At 64.2% G+C, this 19,282-nt stretch carries 17 protein-coding genes; 10 read left to right on the top strand and 7 right to left on the bottom strand.

Annotated features, from left to right (window positions below; all coding sequences use genetic code 11):
• Positions 1–6: 6 nt before the first annotated feature.
• From BLU15_RS25545 to BLU15_RS25535, 3 genes are all read right to left on the bottom strand, one after another.
• The gene (locus tag BLU15_RS25545; RefSeq protein WP_090299206.1) at positions 7–999 is read right to left on the bottom strand and encodes a DUF535 family protein; all 993 of its coding nucleotides are present in this window, start codon (positions 997–999) and stop codon (positions 7–9) included.
• Between the two features lie 200 nt (positions 1,000–1,199).
• Positions 1,200–2,372: an ATP-binding protein gene (locus BLU15_RS25540; protein ID WP_034790027.1), complete on the bottom strand. Its 1,173-nt coding sequence runs from the start codon at positions 2,370–2,372 to the stop codon at positions 1,200–1,202.
• Entirely contained in the window at positions 2,369–3,064 is a 696-nt protein-coding gene (locus BLU15_RS25535) for a response regulator (protein ID WP_060643952.1), read from the bottom strand. The genes BLU15_RS25540 and BLU15_RS25535 overlap by 4 nt, the downstream gene beginning before the upstream one ends.
• A gap of 278 nt (positions 3,065–3,342) precedes the next feature.
• Here BLU15_RS25535 and BLU15_RS25530 point away from each other — a divergent pair, with 278 nt between their 5' ends.
• Entirely contained in the window at positions 3,343–4,233 is an 891-nt protein-coding gene (locus BLU15_RS25530) for a phosphatase PAP2 family protein (protein ID WP_162741420.1), read from the top strand.
• A 24-nt stretch (positions 4,234–4,257) separates the two neighbouring features.
• On the opposite strand, the gene BLU15_RS25525 is transcribed toward BLU15_RS25530, so the two are convergent.
• Positions 4,258–6,351 (bottom strand): two-component system sensor histidine kinase NtrB, encoded by a 2,094-nt coding sequence (locus BLU15_RS25525; RefSeq protein ID WP_090299201.1) that lies wholly within the window; start codon positions 6,349–6,351, stop codon positions 4,258–4,260.
• On the bottom strand, positions 6,348–7,088 hold the full coding sequence (locus BLU15_RS25520) for a response regulator (RefSeq protein WP_034790032.1): 741 nt from the start codon (positions 7,086–7,088) through the stop codon (positions 6,348–6,350). The genes BLU15_RS25525 and BLU15_RS25520 overlap by 4 nt, the downstream gene beginning before the upstream one ends.
• A gap of 218 nt (positions 7,089–7,306) precedes the next feature.
• Between BLU15_RS25520 and BLU15_RS25515 the strand changes: the two genes are divergently transcribed.
• The 5 genes from BLU15_RS25515 (at position 7,307) to BLU15_RS25495 (ending at position 13,774) form a co-directional block, all read left to right on the top strand.
• A complete protein-coding gene (locus tag BLU15_RS25515; protein WP_234798799.1) occupies positions 7,307–8,329 on the top strand; it encodes an ABC transporter substrate-binding protein in 1,023 nt (340 codons plus the stop codon).
• 128 nt (positions 8,330–8,457) lie between these two features.
• Positions 8,458–9,483 carry an ABC transporter substrate-binding protein gene (locus tag BLU15_RS25510; protein WP_034790034.1) on the top strand — a complete coding sequence of 342 codons (1,026 nt, stop codon included), beginning with the start codon at positions 8,458–8,460 and terminating at the stop codon, positions 9,481–9,483.
• A gap of 140 nt (positions 9,484–9,623) precedes the next feature.
• Positions 9,624–11,858: an ABC transporter permease gene (locus BLU15_RS25505; RefSeq protein ID WP_090299200.1), complete on the top strand. Its 2,235-nt coding sequence runs from the start codon at positions 9,624–9,626 to the stop codon at positions 11,856–11,858.
• Positions 11,859–11,866: 8 nt separating this feature from the next.
• The gene (locus tag BLU15_RS25500; RefSeq protein ID WP_090299246.1) at positions 11,867–12,928 is read left to right on the top strand and encodes an ABC transporter ATP-binding protein; all 1,062 of its coding nucleotides are present in this window, start codon (positions 11,867–11,869) and stop codon (positions 12,926–12,928) included.
• Between the two features lie 33 nt (positions 12,929–12,961).
• The gene (locus BLU15_RS25495; protein ID WP_060585772.1) at positions 12,962–13,774 is read left to right on the top strand and encodes an inositol monophosphatase family protein; all 813 of its coding nucleotides are present in this window, start codon (positions 12,962–12,964) and stop codon (positions 13,772–13,774) included.
• Here the strand turns inward: BLU15_RS25495 and BLU15_RS25490 are convergent, their stop codons facing one another.
• Both BLU15_RS25490 and BLU15_RS25485 read right to left on the bottom strand, forming a co-directional pair.
• Positions 13,775–14,560 (bottom strand): slipin family protein, encoded by a 786-nt coding sequence (locus tag BLU15_RS25490; protein ID WP_034790039.1) that lies wholly within the window; start codon positions 14,558–14,560, stop codon positions 13,775–13,777.
• A gap of 54 nt (positions 14,561–14,614) precedes the next feature.
• On the bottom strand, positions 14,615–15,949 hold the full coding sequence (locus tag BLU15_RS25485; RefSeq protein ID WP_090299198.1) for an NfeD family protein: 1,335 nt from the start codon (positions 15,947–15,949) through the stop codon (positions 14,615–14,617).
• A 275-nt stretch (positions 15,950–16,224) separates the two neighbouring features.
• Between BLU15_RS25485 and BLU15_RS25480 the strand changes: the two genes are divergently transcribed.
• From BLU15_RS25480 to BLU15_RS25465, 4 genes are all read left to right on the top strand, one after another.
• Complete coding sequence (locus BLU15_RS25480; protein WP_060585768.1) at positions 16,225–16,914, top strand: DUF2161 domain-containing phosphodiesterase; 690 nt, start codon at positions 16,225–16,227, stop codon at positions 16,912–16,914.
• A gap of 19 nt (positions 16,915–16,933) precedes the next feature.
• Positions 16,934–17,302 carry a YbaN family protein gene (locus tag BLU15_RS25475; protein ID WP_090299196.1) on the top strand — a complete coding sequence of 123 codons (369 nt, stop codon included), beginning with the start codon at positions 16,934–16,936 and terminating at the stop codon, positions 17,300–17,302.
• A 447-nt stretch (positions 17,303–17,749) separates the two neighbouring features.
• On the top strand, positions 17,750–18,229 hold the full coding sequence (locus BLU15_RS25470; RefSeq protein ID WP_034790046.1) for a GNAT family N-acetyltransferase: 480 nt from the start codon (positions 17,750–17,752) through the stop codon (positions 18,227–18,229).
• Positions 18,230–18,250: 21 nt separating this feature from the next.
• Positions 18,251–19,273 carry a glycoside hydrolase family 3 N-terminal domain-containing protein gene (locus tag BLU15_RS25465; protein WP_060529129.1) on the top strand — a complete coding sequence of 341 codons (1,023 nt, stop codon included), beginning with the start codon at positions 18,251–18,253 and terminating at the stop codon, positions 19,271–19,273.
• Positions 19,274–19,282: the final 9 nt, after the last annotated feature.

The raw sequence follows: 19,282 nt of genomic DNA, 5'->3' as shown, positions 1-19,282 counted from the left end.
ACCGGCTCAGTAGAACCACGCGCCGATGTCGCGAAACGCGCGTTTGCTCTGATCGCGCCTGTTGCCATCCCGCGCCGCCGGGTCGTCGCCGATCGGCAGACTGAAGCCGAAAGGCTCGGCCGGCACGCCGCCGCGATCGCACCAATAGGCATCGAGGTCGGCCCTCATCATGCGGCGCCGCTTCAAGCGGCGGCGGTTGATGACGTGCTTGTCGTTCGAGACCGCAAAGACGTGGCCCGCGTGGCCTTCCGTCACCAGGCCATTGAGGACGAGCAGCGCTGCATCCTTCGGCCGGAGCCCGCCGAGATCGCGAGTTGCCGTGATCAGGGATCGCTTGGCCTCTTCGCCCTTCGGCCCCTGCATCCCGCCGATGGCGAGACTATAGGTGTCGCCCTCGCAACGCACGAAGATGAAGCCGACAGTGCAGAGCGCATAGCCATCGCTCTGCCGGCGCAGCCGGATCGCGAATGCCCCCTCATGGCGGGCGCCGCCATGGTCGGCCAGTTGCAGCTGGATGCGATAGTTCTCGCTGCGGCCGGAAACCGTGCCCATTTCCAGCGTGCTGCCGCGCCAAAGGGCCATCAGTGAACGGCGCGACAGGACCTCGCTTGCGACATCGAAGTGATTGAGCAGCAGGTCGAGCCTTGCTGTCGACGACGCGCCGTGCAGGAAGAATGTCGGGATCGACTTGCGCACGAGATCATCGTGCGGCAGACCCAGCCGGTAGCGTTCGGCGAATTCGCCTAGAAAGCCGATCCAGCGCGATGTCAGGAACGGATGGCGCGCAAACCGCATGGAAAATACGACGGCGCGCTTCAAGCTCACCCTCAGGCCGAGCTTTAGCACATGGCTGGTGATCGACGTCTCTCGCGAGCCTTCACCGACGACGGGCGCAGAAACCGGCCGGCCCGAAGGCGTCAGCTGTTCGCCGACGAATGCCTTGCCATCGACCGGCAACCGCAGATCCGCGCTGTATTCCTGACTGAATTCCAGGGACATGGTGCTATCCTTGAGAGCAAACGCTGTTGGCCGAAGGACTCGGCCGAGCTCAGGTTTGCCCGGGCACTGTCAAGGATTTGCGGAGAACCGGTGGGCAATTGCACGCCGATTCTAAGCGGGCGCGAGGGCGGCGAAGCCGCCGATGTTCCGATCGGGAAAAGCGGAAAATTGCTTAGCGCAACGGCTGTTGCGCCAATCGCTCACAGGGCGATTTCCCGCGGCAGGACGAGCGTGATCACGGCGCCGCCGCCGGCACGCGCGGAAAATTCCAGCCGTCCGCCATGCGCCTTGGCGATCGCCTGGACGACGGAAAGCCCAAGGCCCGTGCCGCCCGTCGCACGCGACCGCGAGGCGTCGCCGCGCCAGAACAGGTCGATCGAATGGATCGAAACGTCGTCCGGAAGACCGGGACCACGGTCCAGCATCCGGATAAAAGCCTCGTCGGCACCCCGCCGCCCGGTCTCGCAGCGCAGGACACGGCCGTCTGCGGCGTAGCGTGTAGCGTTTTCGATCAGCGCCAGCAGCGCCTGGCGCAGACGCTGCGAATCGCCGGAGACCCGCACCGGCTCAAGCGCGACCTCCACCGACATGCCAACAGAGCCAAGCAGGGTGTTTGACGCACCAAGCACCTGGGTCGCCTCCACGGCGAGGTCCACCGTCTGACGCTGGGTGACCAACTTCTGGCCGGCGGCGAGCGAAAGCGTACGCAGATCTTCAACCAGGGCGGAAAGCCCCTCCACCTGCAGCAGCAACTGCCGCACCCTTTCCGGCTCGAGAGGGAAAACACCGTCGGCCATTCCCTGAAGGTTGCCCTGCAGGATCGTCAGCGGCGTACGCAGTTCGTGCGCCACCGCCATCGTATTGAAGCGCAGCCGGTTCTCCATGTTTTCCAGTTCGGCTGCCAACTCATCGAAGGTCTTCACGAGCGTCGCCACCTCCTTGGCACCCTTGCGAAACGATCCGACGCGCACCGCGAAGTCGCCCGTCCTGAGGTCCTGCGTCGCCTGCGCCAGCACTTCCAGTGGTCGGCTGATCTTGCGCGCCAGCCAGTAGCCCACCAGCCCGCAGAAAGTGACTGCCGTCGCTCCGAAACCGAGGATGATCTTGTCCACCTCCCAGTTCGCCCAGTCTTCGAGTTCCGGCATCGTCGAAAGTAGCTTTTGCAGCGACTCCTGGCGCGGCAGCTTGCCGGCATTGATGTCCTTGTAAGCCTGAGCCGCCTCCGCAGGCATCCGCTCCAGCAGTCTCGCCTCCAGCCGCGGCTCCATAAATTCGACGCCGGCATAGATGATGAACACGCTGATGATGAGCAGCGCGATCGTCACGAGCGCGGTGAGAATGCCGAGCGGCAGGCGCGAGAGACCGATCTTCATCTGGGCTCCACGAAACGGTAGCCGACGCCGCGCACGGCACTGAAGAAGCCGCAGGCACCGAGATCTTCCAGCTTGCGCCTGAGATTGGCGATATGGGTATCGACCGTGCGGGCGAGCGCATCGCTGTCCGGCAGGCAGGCGTCGAGGATATCGGCGCGATCGAAGGCATGCGTCGGTCGGCGGATCATGTGGGCAAGGATGCGGAATTCGCTGAGCGTCAGCGGCACCGACTGGCGATTGCCGGCCCTTTCGACGAAGGCGACATGGGCATCGAGATCGACCTCGACACTCTCGAAGCGAAGCACGGTGGCGCCGGCGCCGTTGCGGGTACGGCGCAGCACCGCGTTGACGCGCGCCACCACCTCCTGCGGGTTGAACGGCTTGATCACGTAGTCATCGGCGCCGAGCCTCAGTCCGGTCAGCCGGTCGAGATCTTCTGCCAGTGCCGTGACCATGATAACCGGCGTATTCCCCTCGCGGCGAAGGCGGGCGAGAACCTCGAACCCATCGAGCTTCGGCATGCGAACGTCCAGCAGCACCAGGTCCGGCGACAGCACCGCATGGTGGGTCAGCGCCGTCTCGCCGTCGGCGGCACGCACCGTCCGGAAACCGTCGCGCACGAGATAGGCATCTAGGATCTGCGCAATCTCCGGCTCGTCCTCCGCCAGAAGGATGAGACCCTTATCGACCATGAACTAACTCCCTGGGTCTGATGTTGTGATCAGCAGCTTATGTGACGAATAAGCCCGCGTTGCAATTCGTCCGCGCGGCCCAATGGTCGCTTGATCGGCCCTCCGGATAGAGCTCCGTACAAATCTTCGCCGTTTCTTGACAATTGGCGACGGACGCGCCGCACAACCGACAAACCGGGCCTCTCCCCGCGGCCGAAATGCGGGGCAGAGTGCCGGAGACCTCCTTCCCGCATGTCGGTCGCGCTCGACCAGAAGCTGTATCGGCCAACCGTTCGATCTTGCGCATCAAGCGCTCCCAGTTCCTCGACGCAGCCTTGACAGAGCGGCGCAAGTGTCCGGCCCACCCACACAGACAACTTGCGAGCGACCGCATGCCCAGCCTTTATTCATCCACGGCGACCTCTTCAGACAGCGGCCGATGGCCGCGTGCCAATCCTCGTCTCTGGCCGGGGCAGGCGCGCGCGCGCCTGGAACACCGGCCAATCGCGGCCGCCGGCGCACTGACCATTTGCGCGGCCTTCGTCTTCATGGCCTTTCCCGGGATCGATCTTGCCGTCTCGCGCTGGGCCGCCTTCGCCACCGGCGACTTTCCGCTCTCGCGGGAACCGGAGCTACGGGCCCTTCGCGACTTCAACCGTATCTTGCCGGTTTTCATTCTGCCTTGCGTTCTGGCGCTTCTGGTTGCGCAGGCCATCGCACCCCGCCCATGGCTGCCCCGCCCGCACAAGGCACTGTTCTTCCTGACCTTCTTTGCGCTCGGGCCGGGGCTCCTTATTCAGGCGCTGAAGCGGCTGATCGGACGGGCGCGCCCCCATGAGATCACCGATTTCGGCGGCAGCCTGCCGTTTACGCCGGCCTGGCAAGTGTCCGGCGCCTGCTCGCGCAGTTGCTCTTTTGCGTCGGGCGAATCCGCCACCGCGATCGCGCTCGTGGCGCTCGCACTGCTGTTACCGGTTCAATGGCGACGGGCGACAATCATCGCCCTCGTCCCCCTTGTCCTCGCCTTCTCGCTGAACCGGATCGTGTTCGGCGCGCATTATCTGTCCGATGTCGTTCTGGCGTGGTGCCTGATGCTGTGGCTGATGGCGTGGCTGTGGGCCGTATTTGCCGACAACGGCGAACGGATCGATGCCGCCGTTATGCGCCTTTCGCGCCGAAGCGCGCCATAGAGCGCCCGAGAAACCGGTATCGCTTCAGCGCGGAAAGACGAGTTCCACCGTCGTCCCGCGCCCAGGCTGCGAGAGAATGCGGGCATCGCCGCCGCTTTGCCGAACGAAGCCGTAGACAACGGCGAGGCCAAGTCCGGCACCGCCCTCCTGGTCACGGGTGGTGAAGTAGGGCTCGAACGCCTTGTCCACCGCCTCCGGCGACATGCCGATCCCCGCATCGGTCACCGAGACGACGACATCACTCTCGACGCAGCCCGCGCGGACGAGGATGGTGCCGCCGAGCGGCATCGCCGCGGCGGCATTGAGGCAAAGGTTGAGGATAGCCTGCTCGAAGAGCGCTGCATCGAGATGCGCGTTGGGCAAGCCGTCCGCAATCTCGAAGGCGAGCCGGCATTTTTCGCCGACGGCGATTTCAAGCACGTCGGCCATGCCGCGGAGCACCGCGCCGATTTCGAGCGCGCCCGGCTGGAGTGGATGCTGGCTGCCGACAGACAGCATGCTCGAGGCCAGCGAACGCCCCCGGTCGGCCGCCTTGCGAATGCGGGCAATATGGCGTTTCTGCCGGTCGCTGAAGCCTGTCTCGCGCTCCAGCAGCCCCAGGCTGCCAGTGATGATGCCGATCATGTTGCCGACCTCATGGCTCACCTGGTGGGTCATCCTCATGATCCCGTCCAGCCGCTGCGCCTTCGCCGCCTCGGCCTCCTGCCGGTCGATCTCCGTCACGTCCCGCGCCAGCAGCACGATGCCCCGGTCCGGCTGCCGCGACAGGGAGACCTCGGTCACCCGGCCCATGTCGGAGCGATGGCGCAGCACCAACCTGTCGTCGAGCGATCCCGCGTCGCGATCGGCGGGCAAGAGGGTTGGATCGATCTCCGGCATTGGGCTCACGAACCGGCGCAGCGGAAGCTTCCGCGCCGAGCCTGGCCAGCCGACGAGCTCCATGACGCGACGATTCATCGTGATCGGTTTGCCGCCGGGATCGAAAAGCGCGATCCCTTCGTTCATGTTGCGGAAGGTCGAGCGAATGGTGCGCGCCGCCGCCTCGGCCGTCCGACGAAGCCGCGACACGCGCTCGACGCTTTCGCGGAAGGCGCTGAAGGCTTCAAGCAGCCGCAGGAACTCGGTCTCAGTCCCCTTGTAGCTCGGTGTATCGACGTCACGGCGCCCCTGGGCAAGCGCGTTCATGCCCTTGGAGAGCGACACGATCCCGCGCGACACCCGCATGACGGAGCGGATCGAGAAGATCGCCATGACGAGCACCAGCAGGGCGGAGACCGCGACGATGACGAGCAGTCGGCTCAGCGCATCAGAGGTCGAGGCGAGATCCTCGTTGAGCCCCCGGGCAACGGCCTCGCTTTGTGTTTCTGTGGCGTGCGAAAGATCGCGCGAGACCGTGTGCAGCCGCGCCACCGCGGCGCGGATGGCGAAAATTTCCAGAAGATAGTGGGTCTGCGCCTCGAACACCCGTTCATAGGGCGTCAGCTCGGCTGCCGAAATCCGGCTATCCGGCCCGGCGGGCGCCAGCCGGGGCGTCGTTACGGCAACGTAGCGGCGGCGCAGTTCGCCAAGCTGGAACAGGCTGTCGGAATTGGATGCCGATTGCACGATCGCGTTGAGGCTCTGGCGAACCTCTGCGTCGGCTATGCCGTTGCCGGTGGCGATCTCTCCGAGCGCTGCTGCCGCATCGGCCTTGTACTGCTGGGCCGAATCCGCGTCGGCGGCGAGTGTCACCGTCTGTGTGCGGATCGCATCCAGCAACTCGACGATGTGGGCGCTGGCAAAGCCCTCGACCACTGTCTTGCCGGTCTCCGGCGCCATGGTCTGAAGCAGGACGTCGACCTGCGCGACGACCGAGCGGCTTTCGCTCGACACCCGATAGGGCGAGGTTGCGTTCATCAGGAACGGCGCGCTGGACACGAGATCGGAAACCTGGCGCGAAACCAGCGAGGCCTTGGCAAGGCTCGAAAAGGCCTGCAGCCCGTAGGCCGCCATCTCGTCACGCGCCCGTTGCAGGCCGAACACGGCGACCGTTGCCAGGCTGAAAACGAGCACGCAGATGAAGACGATCGCAAACGGCAGGCGGAAGGCGATCGACGAAAGGAACGGGCGGCTGATCACGGCCGGGCCTCGTCGTCGTCGGTATCCAGCACATAACCCTTGCCGCGCCGCGTCTTGATGTGGCGCGGAAGGTCCGGATTGCGCTCGATCTTGCGCCGGAGCCGAAGCACGAGCACATCGACGTTGCGGTCGATGTAGCGATCGCTTTCGGCGCCCAGCCGATCGAGGATATGGGCGCGGGTGACCGGCGTGTTCGGCGTTTCCGCGAGAATTTCCAGCAGAGCGAACTCGGCGCTGGTGAGCGAGCGGGTCGCATCGGAAAGGCATACCGCGCGCCGGCTCTTGAGGTCGATCGACCAGTCGCCGAGTTTCAGCGCCGCGGGCTCGTGCTCGCGCTCGGTCTCCCGCTCCGGCTTCAGCGACGGGTAAGTCCGTCGAAGCACGGCCTTGATCCGGGCCGTCAGTTCGATCGGCTCGAACGGCTTGACGACATAATCGTCGGCGGCCGTCTCCAGTCCCAGCACCCGATCCGCGGCGCTGCCTGCCGCCGTTACCATGACGATGCCGATATTGGTGCGCGCCCGCAGCCGCTGGGCAAAGGTCCGGCCCGAGGCTCCAGGCAGGTTGTGGTCGACGAGCACCAGGTGCACCGTTTCCCGCTCGAGGACGACAGCGGCGGCCTCCGCCGATGGCGCCGTCAGCGGCATCCAGCCTTCGGCCTCCACCAGATCGGAAACAAGCTCCGCCATGTCCGGATCGTCTTCGACGATCAGAATCCGTATTCTCTCACTCAGCATGCACGTCCTCCCGCCGCCATCATAGGCGGGGCTGCCCCAATGATCAAAGCGGCTCGCGTTATCCGCATTGTCACATTTGTAATCTTTGTAATCTTGAAACGGCAAAGCCGTATCCGTGTTGTAAGAACGGTAACCATTCTGCGGGTTGCGACCCGCAGGGAATACCGACATCCTGATTGCGGAGATTGGGGCGGCAACGCTCCAAATGGGAGGACATCGTGAAAGGCATTACCGCTATCGGCGCGGGCGTGGCCCTATGGCTGTGCGCCGCCACGTCAGGCATGACGGCACCGGCGCTCACCGTGCTTTGCGGTGTCGACGAAGCGTGGTGCGCGACGATGAAGGCCGCTTTCGAGGCGAAGTCGGGCATCGAGGTCGCTATGACCCGAAAGAGCAACGGCGACATCCTCACCCAGATCCGGGCCGAAAAGGACACCCCTACCGTCGATGTGTGGTGGGGCGGGACAGGCGACACCCATCTGCAGGCGGGATCGGAGAACTTGCTCGAACCCTATCGGCCGGCGCATGAGCGCGACATGCTGCCCTGGGCGCAGAATTTCTTCGCCATCTCCGGCGGACGTTCGGCGGGCATTTATGCCGGAGCGCTTGGCTTTGCCTACAATGCCGACCTGCTGCATACGCTGAAATTGCCGGCCCCGACCTGCTGGAAGGATCTCGCCGACAACGCCTATCGCGGCCGTATCCGCAGCGGCAATCCGAACTCATCGGGCACCGCCTTCACCACGCTTGCAACGCTGGTGCAGCTCTTCGGCGAGGATGAGGCCTTCCGGTTCATGGGCGCACTCAACCGCAACATAGACCAGTACACCACGGCCGGCTCGGCACCGGTCAAGGCGGCAGCACGCGGGGAAACCCTGATCGGCATCTCCTTCATGCATGACGCGGTCACGCAGAAGCAGGCGGGCTTTCCACTCGTCATCGTCGCGCCGTGCGAAGGGACCGGCTACGAAATCGGCGCCGTCAGCATCGTCAAGGGCGCGCGCCATCTCGAAAACGCGAAAAGCTTCGTTGATTTCGCGCTCACCCCGGAAGGCCAGGGTACGGGTGCAGCTGCCGGCCAGAACCAGGTCCCATCCAACGCCCGCGCGGAGTTGCCGCCTGGCGCACCGGACATATCGCTGATCAAGATGGTCGATTTCGACTTCGCCACCTTCGGCTCGCCGGAGGAACGAAGTCGATTGCTCAAACGGTTCGACGCGGAGATCGCCGCGACGAACTGAGCGCTTCGCAGAAGCGTAGCAAAATCCACAGCACCGAAATCGTGAACGTGCCGCCCGGCGGGCAGGCCGATGGCCGCGCCATGCCCGTTCGCGCCCAAATTTCAAACAGGCAACAGGAGGATGCCCCAATGAAAACAACGACGCTTTCCCTCATGCTCTTTGCAGGCACGGCGCTTGCCGCCCTGCCCGCCCAGGCTGCCGGCAGCCTCAACCTCATCTGCTCCGCAGACGTGGTCATCTGCGAACAGATGACCGGCGATTTCCAGAAGGAAACCGGCATCAAGGTCAATATGGTTCGCCTGTCTTCGGGCGAAACCTACGCCAAGATCCGCGCCGAGGCGCGCAACCCGAAGACCGACATCTGGTGGGCAGGCACCGGCGACCCGCACCTGCAGGCGGCATCGGACGGCCTGACACTTGAATACAAGTCACCGATGCTGGACCAGCTCCAGGACTGGGCGAAGAAGCAGGCTGAAGGCTCCGGCTATCGCACCGTCGGCGTTTATGCCGGCGCGCTCGGCTGGGGCTACAACACCGAGATCTTCCAGAAGAAGGGCCTGAAGGAGCCGAAGTGCTGGGCCGACCTGCTCGACGCCTCGCTGAAGGGCGAGATCCAGATGGCCAACCCGAACTCTTCCGGTACGGCCTATACCGCGCTTGCCTCACTGGTGCAGATCATGGGCGAGGACCAGGCATTCGACTATTTGAAGAAGCTCAACGGCAACATCGCGCAGTACACCAAGTCCGGCTCGGCACCGGTGAAGGCGGCCGCACGCGGCGAAGCCGGCCTCGGCATCGTCTTCATGCACGACGCGGTGGCACAGACTGCCGAAGGCTTCCCGATCAAGTCGATCGCGCCTTGCGAGGGCACCGGCTACGAGATCGGCTCGATGTCGATCATCCGCGGCGCCAAGAACCTGGACAATGCCAAGGCCTGGTACGACTGGGCGTTGAAGCCCGAGGTCCAGTCGCGCATGAAGGACGCCAAGTCCTTCCAGCTGCCGTCCAACAAATCGGCCGAAGTGCCGAAGGAAGCACCGAAGTTCGAGGACATCAAGCTGATCGACTACGATTTCGCCACCTTCGGCGATGCCGAGAAGCGCAAAGCCCTGCTCGAGCGCTGGGACCGCGAGGTCGGCGCGAGCGCCAACTGATCGCGGCCTGAACGGTTCGGCCGGGTGATTGATCCGGCCGGCACCGCCCAACGGTCCCAACCGTCGTTCATCGCTTCCGGCAGGCGCCGCGGCGATGCAATGTCACATCATCTTTCATTCCAAATTGCGCGAGGACCGTCATGGAACATCGCAACCGCAGGCTCGACCTCACGCTCGGACTCGGACTGGCCGCATTCTTGGCTGTCCCCTGGTATCGCATCGAAGGCGGCTTCTTCGGGCTCGGCTGGCTTGCCGATTTCCCCGGGGATCCAGCCGTTGCCCCCGGCCTGATGCAGATTTTCGCCCATGGTAAGCCGTGGCTGATCGTGGCGCTGGCGCTGCTCGGCATCTGCGTGGCAGCGCGTTTCGTCCGCGATCCCGCGCGTCGAGGGCTTCTGCTTGCCGTCGCCGGCGCAGCGGGGGTTCTCTATCTCGCTCTCCAGGGGCTGGCGATCGGCTTTTCCGGCTGGACCTGGACGATCAGCGAGACCCTGTTCGGCACGCTTTCCGACGGTCAGCCGTCAATGGGCGCCGGCGCCGTGCTTATGGCACTCACCTTCGTTCTTCTGTTCGCCTTCGGGCTGGCCGAGCGCGGCGTGCTCAAGGGCGACGCCTTCATCGTCGCGGCGATTTCCCTGCTCGTGACCCTCGTCACCGTCTTCGTCTTCTATCCGGTCGGCAGCATGTTCGCGGCGTCGGTTCAGGATTTCGACGGCTCGTTCAAACCGGATGGTTTCATCCGCAATATCCAGGACGCCTCGATCTGGAGCCTGAGCTGTGTCGTCGGCGAAGGCCGCTGCGGCGTCGCCTGGCGCACCCTATGGCTGGCGCTGATGACGGCGTCCGGCTCGACGCTGCTTGGCCTTGCCTTCGCGCTTGTCGCCACCCGCACCCGCTTCCCCTTCAAGAAGGGCATGCGGCTCTTGACGGTGTTGCCGATCATCACGCCGCCCTTCGTTATCGGCCTGGCGTTGACGCTGCTGTTCGGCCGCGCCGGGGTCGTTACCGAATTTCTCTCGGATGCCTTCGGCGTCGAACCGGGGCGCTGGCTCTATGGCCTCACCGGCATCTGGATCGCGCAGGTCCTCTCCTTCACCCCGATTTCGTTCCTCGTGCTGATCGGCGTCGTCGAAGGGGTCAGCCCTTCGATGGAAGAGGCGTCGCAGACGTTGCGCGCCGATCGTTGGCGCACCTTCTGGACCGTCTCTCTGCCGCTGATGAAGCCGGGCCTGGCGAACGCCTTCCTCATCGGCTTCATCGAAAGTATGGCCGACTTCGGCAATCCGCTGGTGCTCGGCGGCAGCCACGGCGTGCTCTCGACCGAAATCTTCTTCGCCGTCGTCGGCGCGCAGAACGATCCGTCCCGTGCGGCCGTGCTAGCCATCATCCTTCTCTGCTTCACGCTCACGGCCTTCGTGGCGCAACGCTACTGGCTTGCCGGCAAGAACTATTCGACCGTGACCGGCAAGGGCGATTCCGGTGCCCACAGTGCACTGCCACGCTCGATCTCGATCGGCGTTCACGCCATCGTCATTCCCTGGATGATCTTCACCGTCGTCGTTTACAGCATGATCCTCTTCGGCGGCTTCGTTAAGACCTGGGGTCTCGACAATTCGCTGACGCTCGACCACTACGCCAAGGCCTTCTCGATCTCGTTTGCCGACGGCGCAATCGCCTGGACGGGTGTCGCCTGGAACTCCTTCTGGACGACCATGGAGATCTCGCTGATCGCAGCACCACTGACGGCTATGGTCGGGTTGCTGACGGCCTATCTGATCGTGCGCCAGCGTTTCGCCGGCCGTGATGTCTTCGAGTTCGCGCTGATGCTGAGCTTTGCTATCCCCGGCACCGTCATCGGCATCAGCTACATCATCGCCTTCAACCTGCCGCCGCTCGAAATGACCGGCACGGCGCTGATCCTCGTCGCCTGCTTCGTCTTCCGCAACATGCCGGTCGGCGTGCGCGGTGGCATTGCGGCGATGAGCCAGCTCGACAAGAGCCTCGACGAGGCGTCGCTGACGCTTCGGGCAACGAGCTTCCGCACGTTGCGCAAGGTCATCCTGCCCTTGCTGCGTCCGGCGATCGTCGCGGCACTCGTCTACTCCTTCGTCCGGGCGATCACCTCGATCAGCGCCGTCGTCTTCCTCGTCAGCGCCGAGTACAACATGGCCACCGCCTACATCGTCGGCCTTGTCGAAAACGGCGAGTTCGGCGTGGCGATCGCCTACTCCTCGGCCCTCATCCTGGTGATGATCACCGTTATCACCGGCCTGCAACTCCTCGTCGGCGAACGCAAGCTGAGGCGCGAGAACCGCGTCCTCGGCGCCGCTCCGGTCCGTTCGTCCAACACCATCTCCCAGGAGAAAACCGCATGAGCACCTCCATGAGCACCCCGCGCACCGGCTCGGTCGTCTTCCAGAACGTGCGCAAGCAGTTCGGCAGCTTCACCGCCATCCACGACCTGTCGCTCACCATCGAGCCGGGCACGCTGGTGACCCTGCTTGGCCCCTCTGGCTGCGGCAAGACGACGACGCTGCGTATGCTGGCCGGCCTCGAACACCCTTCCGCCGGCCGGATCCTGATCGGCGGCAAGGACGTGACCATGCTGCCGGCCAACGAGCGCGACGTGTCGATGGTCTTCCAGTCCTATGCGCTCTTCCCGCACATGTCGGCGCTCGACAATGTCGCCTACGGCCTCGAATCCTCGGGAATCAAGAAGAAGGAAGCGCGTGAGCGCGCCGAAGAAGGCCTGCAGCTCGTCGGCCTCGGCGGCCTCGGCCAGCGGCTTCCGGCCGAACTTTCGGGCGGCCAGCAGCAACGCGTCGCCGTTGCCCGCGCGCTCGTGCTCGAACCGCAGGTGTTGCTGCTCGACGAACCGCTGTCCAACCTCGACGCGCGACTGCGCCGCAAGGTGCGCACAGAAATCCGCGAGTTGCAGCAGCGCCTTGGGTTCACCGCCGTCTACGTCACCCACGACCAGGACGAGGCGCTTGCCGTTTCCGACCGCATCATCGTCATGAAAGATGGCGCGATCGCGCAGCAAGGTGCGCCGCGCGACCTCTATGAAGCGCCGGCCTCCACCTTCATCGCCGACTTCATGGGCGAGGCCAATGTGCTGCCCTGCGAGGTGACCGCGACCGACGCCGGCCTGGCGACGATCCGCATAGGCGGATTTGAGCACCGCCTGCCCTCCAAGGGCGCCCGGCCGGGTCCGTCGAAACTCGCCGTAAGGCCCAACGCGGTGACGCTGACGCCGGCCAAGGGAGCCGCTCTTTCAGGCACGATCAGCAGCGCCGCCTATCTCGGCGGCCACGTCGAATACGAGGTCGAAACGCCGGCGGGTCTCCTCTTTGTTGTCGATCAGGCGGTGGAGGAAATGCTATCTCCGGCAACGGAGGTCGCGATCGGTTTCCGCAGCCGCGGCCTCGCTTTGATTGACGCATGACTTTTCACAACTGGATACGAGAAGGACACTTGCATGACTGCTGAAATTGCCGGCCTCGATGCCCGGTTCGCGCTTGCCAAATCCATGGCCGAGGAGGCCGGCCGGCTCGCCTACGATTACTTCCTGAAGCGGGAAACGCTCGTCATCGAAACCAAGCGTGACGCCCACGACGTCGTCTCGATCGCCGACCGCAACGTCGAGACGTTGATCCGCGACAAGATCGCCGCCGCGTTTCCGGACGATGGCGTGCTCGGAGAGGAGCATGGACTTCTCGACGGCACATCCGGCTTCACCTGGGTGCTCGATCCGATTGACGGCACCACGCCCTTCGTCAACGGCATGCCAAACTGGTGCGTCTCGATTGCGGTTGTCTATGCGGAGAAACCCGTTATCGGCGTGATCCACTCGCCCTGCCACCAGGAAATCTATGCCGCTGCAACCGGCCGGGGCGCGACGCTGAACGGCAAGCCGCTTCGTCTCGACGGCACGCGCACGATCCGCAACGCCGTCACCGGGCTTGGCGCCAACGATCAGGTGAAACCTGGCGAGATGGGTGCCATCGTCGAGCGCCTGCTCTCGAATGGCGGCAACTTCATGCGCAACGGTTCCGGCGCACTGATGATCGCCTATGTGGCGGCAGGTCGCCTCGTCGGTTACTACGAACCCTACATGCATGCCTGGGACTGCCTTGGCGGCTATTGCCTGGTGACCGAAGCCGGCGGCTGGACGCTGCCTTTCCCCGCGCGAGGCGAGGCGCTGACGCATTGGGCGCCGGTGTTGGCCGCAGCCCCCAGCGCCGTCGATGACCTGCTGAAGGTCGCCCAGCTTGACCGGGCAGCAGCTTGATCACTCTTGCGTCGAGCCGGTGGGTTTGTCGGGCTTGAACCCCAGCAGACCACCGAGTTCCATCGGGAATGGGAAGATCACGGTCGAGTTCTTCTCGCCGGCAATGACGTTCAAGGTGCTCAGATATCGCAACTGCATGGCCTGAGGCTGCCGGGCGAGGATCTCGGCGGCCTCGAGCAACTTGGCCGCGGCCTGCTGCTCACCCTCGGCATTGATCACCTTGGCGCGCCGCTCGCGTTCGGCCTCCGCCTGACGGGCAATCGCCCGAACCATGCTCTCGTTGATGTCGACATGCTTGATCTCGACGGTCGCCACCTTGATGCCCCAGGCATCCGTCTGGCTGTCGAGGATCTTCTGGATATCGTCGTTCAGCCGATCACGCTCGGCCAGCATCTCGTCGAGATCATGTTTGCCAAGCACGGACCGCAGGGTCGTCTGCGCCAGCTGGCTCGTCGCCATCATGAAGTCCTCGACCTGGATCGTCGATTTCTCGGCGTCGATCACCCGGAAATAGATCACGGCGCTGACCCGGACGGACACGTTGTCATGAGAGATGACGTCCTGGCTCGGCACGTCCAGCACCCGGGTTCTGAGATCGACCCGCACCATCTGCTGCACATAGGGCACAAGCAGGATCAGCCCCGGCCCCTTGACGCCGGTGAACCGGCCGAGGGTAAAGATCACGCCCCGTTCATATTCACGCAGGATCCGGATCGAATAGGCGATGACGAGAATGACGAGCACCAGCAACGCAGCAAAAGGAGCAAGGCTCCCGAACATGTCCATGACCATTCCTCCATTCCGGGCGCCTTCACCGCGCCCTCACCCGATCCGCGGGCGCTATGTCTTTGGTCCGTCGCGGATCACTTCGAGCGTCAGTCCGTTCCGCCCGATGACCTTCACGTTCTCGCCCCTCGACAGCGTCTCCGTGCTGACGGCCTGCCAGCGCTCGCCATGGGCGATGACGTAACCGGCCGCGCCGGTCCAATTTTCGACCGTGCCGGCAAGGCCGATCATCTGTTCGCTGCCGGTCACCACCGCATGGCGCCGCGAACTGAAGGCGAGCCGAGCGACCAGAAGGCTAAAACCGAGGCTTGCAACCGCAAGCGCCGCCAGCACGGACCAAGAAACCCCAAAACCCGGCGTATCCGTATCGAAGAGAATGGCCGCGCCCAGAACCAGTGCAAAACTGCCGCCGGCGCCGAGCACGCCGAAGGATGGCGAATGCGCCTCGGCGACCATCAATCCGATCCCGAGCATGATCAGCCCTATGCCGGCATAACTGACGGGCAGCACCGAAAGCGCATAGAGCCCGAGCAACAGGCAGATGCCGCCGATCGTTCCCGGCGCCACCGACCCCGGCGACAGGAACTCGAAGATCAAGCCGTAGATGCCGATCATCATCAGGATGACCGCGATATTGGGATCAGTGACCACTGAAAGCAGCCGGGTGCGCCAGTCGGGCACGAAGTCCTCGGTCGTAAGACCTGGGGTATCGAGCACGATCTCTCGCTGCCCCACGCGCACCGTCCGCCCGTTCGCCTGCTTCAGGAGATCGGTAACGTCGGTCGCGGTGAAATCGACGGCCTTTTCCCGGACGGCCGCCTCGGCCGAGAGGCTTGCAGCCTCGCGCACCGCCTTTTCGGCCCAGTCGGCATTGCGCCCGCGCAACTCCGCCAGCCCGCGGATATAGGCCACGGCATCGTTGACCATTTTTGCCTCGGCAGGGCTCTGCGCCGCCGGCTGTTTGTCGCCGTCCTTACCCTCACCGAACATGTCGCCACCGATCGCAATCGGCGTCGCGGCGCCGAGGTTCGTTCCCGGCGCCATCGCCGCAATGTGGCTGGCATAAAGGATGTAAGTGCCGGCGCTCGCCGCCCGCGCGCCGCTCGGCGCAACGTAGGTTGCGACGGGTATGGGCGAGCCAAGGATCGCGCGGATAATCTCGCGCATCGAGGTGTCGAGGCCGCCGGGCGTATCCACCTGCAGGACCACCAGCGGCAGGCGGTGCTCTTCCGCCTTCGTCAGGCCACGCCTGACATATTCGGCGGTCGCCGGACCGATGGCGCCGTTGACATGCAGCACCAAGGCGACCCGATCGTTTTCGGCCCGCGACGAAGCTGGAAACGCGAAGGACAAGATCAACAAAAACAACAGCGTGAGGGTTCGCAACATCCGTCGTCAGAACCTCGCATGCTCGACACCTGCGAAGAGGGCCACTCGCCGCATGATAGCACAACACAAGGTTAGCACGAAGCGAAGGCCTCTACTGCGCCCGCGGGCTCGCACGTCAGAGCACGGGACGCCGGCGGCCTCTCGGTTGCGACGGGATGACAACGGCGGCGATCGGCGTTATCTGCTAGATGTTCATTTGAGCGGCAACGCTTCGCCGCCTATTCGAGGCTGCCTTCGTGGCGCCTTCCGGTTTCAGCAGAACAGGATTTTTGGGTTTGGAGACGACCCTCTACCAACCGATCAAGAGCTTCCTCGAAACCCGCGGCTACAGCGTCAAGGGCGAGATCGGCGGCTGCGATATCGTCGCGCTCAGCGACGACGAACCGCCACTGGTGGTCGTGTGCGAACTGAAGCTGAGCTTCAACCTCGAACTGATCCTGCAAGCGGTCGATCGCGCCACCGCCGGCGACGAGGTGTGGGTCGCCGCCCGTGTTTCGGCCAAGGGCAAGGGGCGGGAGAGTGACCGGCGTTTCCGCGATCTCTGCCGCCGGCTCGGCTTCGGGATGCTGGCGGTCGCCGACAACGGCATGGTCGATGTTATTCTCGCGGCTTCCGCGGTGATGCCGCGCAAGAACAACAGGAAAAGAGCGCGCCTGATCAGCGAGCATCGCCGCCGCAAGGGCGATCCGACCGCGGGTGGCGCCACGCGCACACCGATCATGACCGCGTATCGGCAGCAGGCGCTCGCCTGCGCTGCCGCCCTGCAAGCCGGCCAGCAGCGCCCGCGCGATCTGCGCCCGGTAGCACCCGATGCCGCCAAAATCCTGCTCAGCAACGTCTATGGCTGGTTCGACCGGGTCGACCGCGGCATCTACGCGCTGTCGGAACAGGGCGCCGAAGCACTTCGCCGCTGGCCTCCGCTCGAGACCGCAACGGTCGTGATCGCCGAGGCATCCGAAGCATGACACAGCCTGGAGCCCGCCGGTGAACCCCGCGCTTCGCCTTCTCTATCTTTGCCTCGCATGGCTGATGGTCGGTCTCGGCGTCATCGGCGCCTTTCTTCCGATCGTGCCGACGACGCCGTTCCTGTTGCTGGCAGCCGGGCTCTTTGCCCGCGCCTCGCCCCGGCTGGAGCAATGGCTGCTCAACCACCGGGTCTTCGGGGCCCCACTTCGGCTGTGGCGCGAAAAGGGGGCGATATCCCGGCGGGCCAAGACCGGTGCGGTCAGCCTGATGGCCGCCAGCTTCGGCCTCTTCCTTTTCTTCGGCAATCCGAGCCTCTCGCTCGCCGCTATCGTCGCAGCCGCAATGGCGCTTCCCGCGCTTTTCATCCTGACGCGTCCAGCGGAGTAGCCGGTCGGCACGGCCAACGAACCAGGCCGGTGCAAACGGGAAACGATACTTTTCCTCTCAAGAAATACTTGATTGCGCGCGAAAAGGTCGAAATATTCTCCGGGCGCACACGCTATAAGCGTATACATCCATACTTAGTGTTTTTGTAAATCAAAATATAATTCGAACAACTCAAGAACAAAGTTGTACAAATGTGCAATTTCCGCGGCCGCGCAGCGGCTCGCTCTCTTGCTCGACCGTTGTTCCGCATCCACGCAATGCACGATCGCGTGAATTTATGCATCGCGAACGGCCGTGGAAACGTTTCATCGGCTCACATAGGCACCTGCTGAACGCAGATAGACCCCCAAAACTGACGATTGGCGATTGACAAGCCGGTCCGGTTGGCTCCATCTATTGCATTACAAAGGCAGCAATTCCTTAATAAAGGAATATGTGGAGGAGCATATGCCTGACATGCTGGTGAGCTTGTATTCGCCGATCCTCGGTGAACTCAAGCGCAGAACAAAAACCGACAAGGTGACGATCCGTCCCGCCTTGCCGCCGGAAATGGGCCTGGTCGTCGGCTGGGTTCGGGAGAATTTTAGCGAGAACTGGGCGAGCGAGGTGACTGTCGCCTTCACGCGCAGGCCCGTCGCCTGTCTTATCGCGGTTGACGACGGCAAGCTCGTCGGCTTCGCCTGCTACGACACGACCGCTCCCGGCTTCTTCGGCCCGACTGGCGTCGATCCCGTCGCCCGCGGCAAGGGCATCGGCGTCGCCCTGCTTTCCGACTGCCTCGACACCATGAAGACGCTTGGCCACGCCTATGCCTTCATCGGCGACGCCGGCCCGGTCGATTTCTACGCAAAGACCGTGGGCGCCGTGCCGATCCCCGCCCCCGACAAGGGGATCTACCAGGGCATGCTGCGCCGCCCCTCCAAATAATTCCAATCTCGGAGCCTCTGAATGTCCTCGACACCCCTCGCCCTTTTTGTCGGTCTTCCGAACCCTACGCTTTCGGACGACGAGTTCGCCCTGTTTCGCGAAACCAACCCGCTCGGTCTCTTCGTTGGCCGCCGTAACCTGCGTGATCCGCAGCAGGCAAAGGCTCTGATCGAACGCTTCCGCGAAGCCGTCGGCCGCGAAGACGCTCCCGTCTTCACCGACCAGGAAGGCGGACGCGTTCAGCATCTCGACGCCGGCCCCTGGCCGCTGTTCCGCTCCTTCGGCGAATTCGCCGAACTCGCCCGCCGTGACTTTGCCCTCGGCAAGAAGGCCCTGCGCCTGTCAAGCCAGGCCATGGGCACGATGATGACCGATCTTGGCCTGACGAGCGGCTGCTCGCCGGTGCTCGACCTCGTCTTCTCGACGACGAGCTCCGTCATTGGCGCCCGCGCCTTCGGCGCCGACCCGGACTTCATCGCCGCACTCGGCCGCGAAGTGGTCGACGGCCTGCTCGAGACCGGCAACATGCCGATCATGAAGCACATTCCCGGCCATGGCCGCGCGACGCTCGATTCGCACAAGGAGCGCCCGGTCGTCGACGCCTCGCGTGAATTGCTGACGTCCACCGATTTCAAGCCCTTCGTCGCCCTGCGCGACACGCCCTGGGCCATGGTCGCCCACGTCGTTTACTCGGCCTTCGACAAGGAACTGCCGGCGTCCATCTCGCCGATCATGCACGACGTCATCCGCAAAAACATGGGCTATGACGGCGTCCTCATCTCCGACTGCATCTTCATGGAATCGCTGCGCGGCACCCTGCCGGAGCGTGTTCGCCAGGTGCTCGATGCCGGCTTCGACATCGCGCTCCACAGCCATGGTGATCTCGCCGAAAGCGAAGCGGCAGCCAAGGCGGCAAGCCCGCTGACCGCCGCCGCGCAGAAACGCATCGACGCCGCCAACGCCCGGCTCGGCACGCTCAAGGTCGATGTGCGCGCCGTGCATGCGGAAGTCGAGGACATGTTCAACAGCGCCCTCGTGGCCTGACCGAAACAA

It is taken from the genome of Ensifer sp. YR511, from assembly GCF_900103045.1.
In the GTDB taxonomy this organism is placed as follows: Bacteria; Pseudomonadota; Alphaproteobacteria; order Rhizobiales; family Rhizobiaceae; genus Ensifer; species Ensifer adhaerens.
The sequence above is the reverse complement of the archived record's forward strand: the minus strand, read 5'-3'. Positions and strand labels throughout refer to the sequence as shown.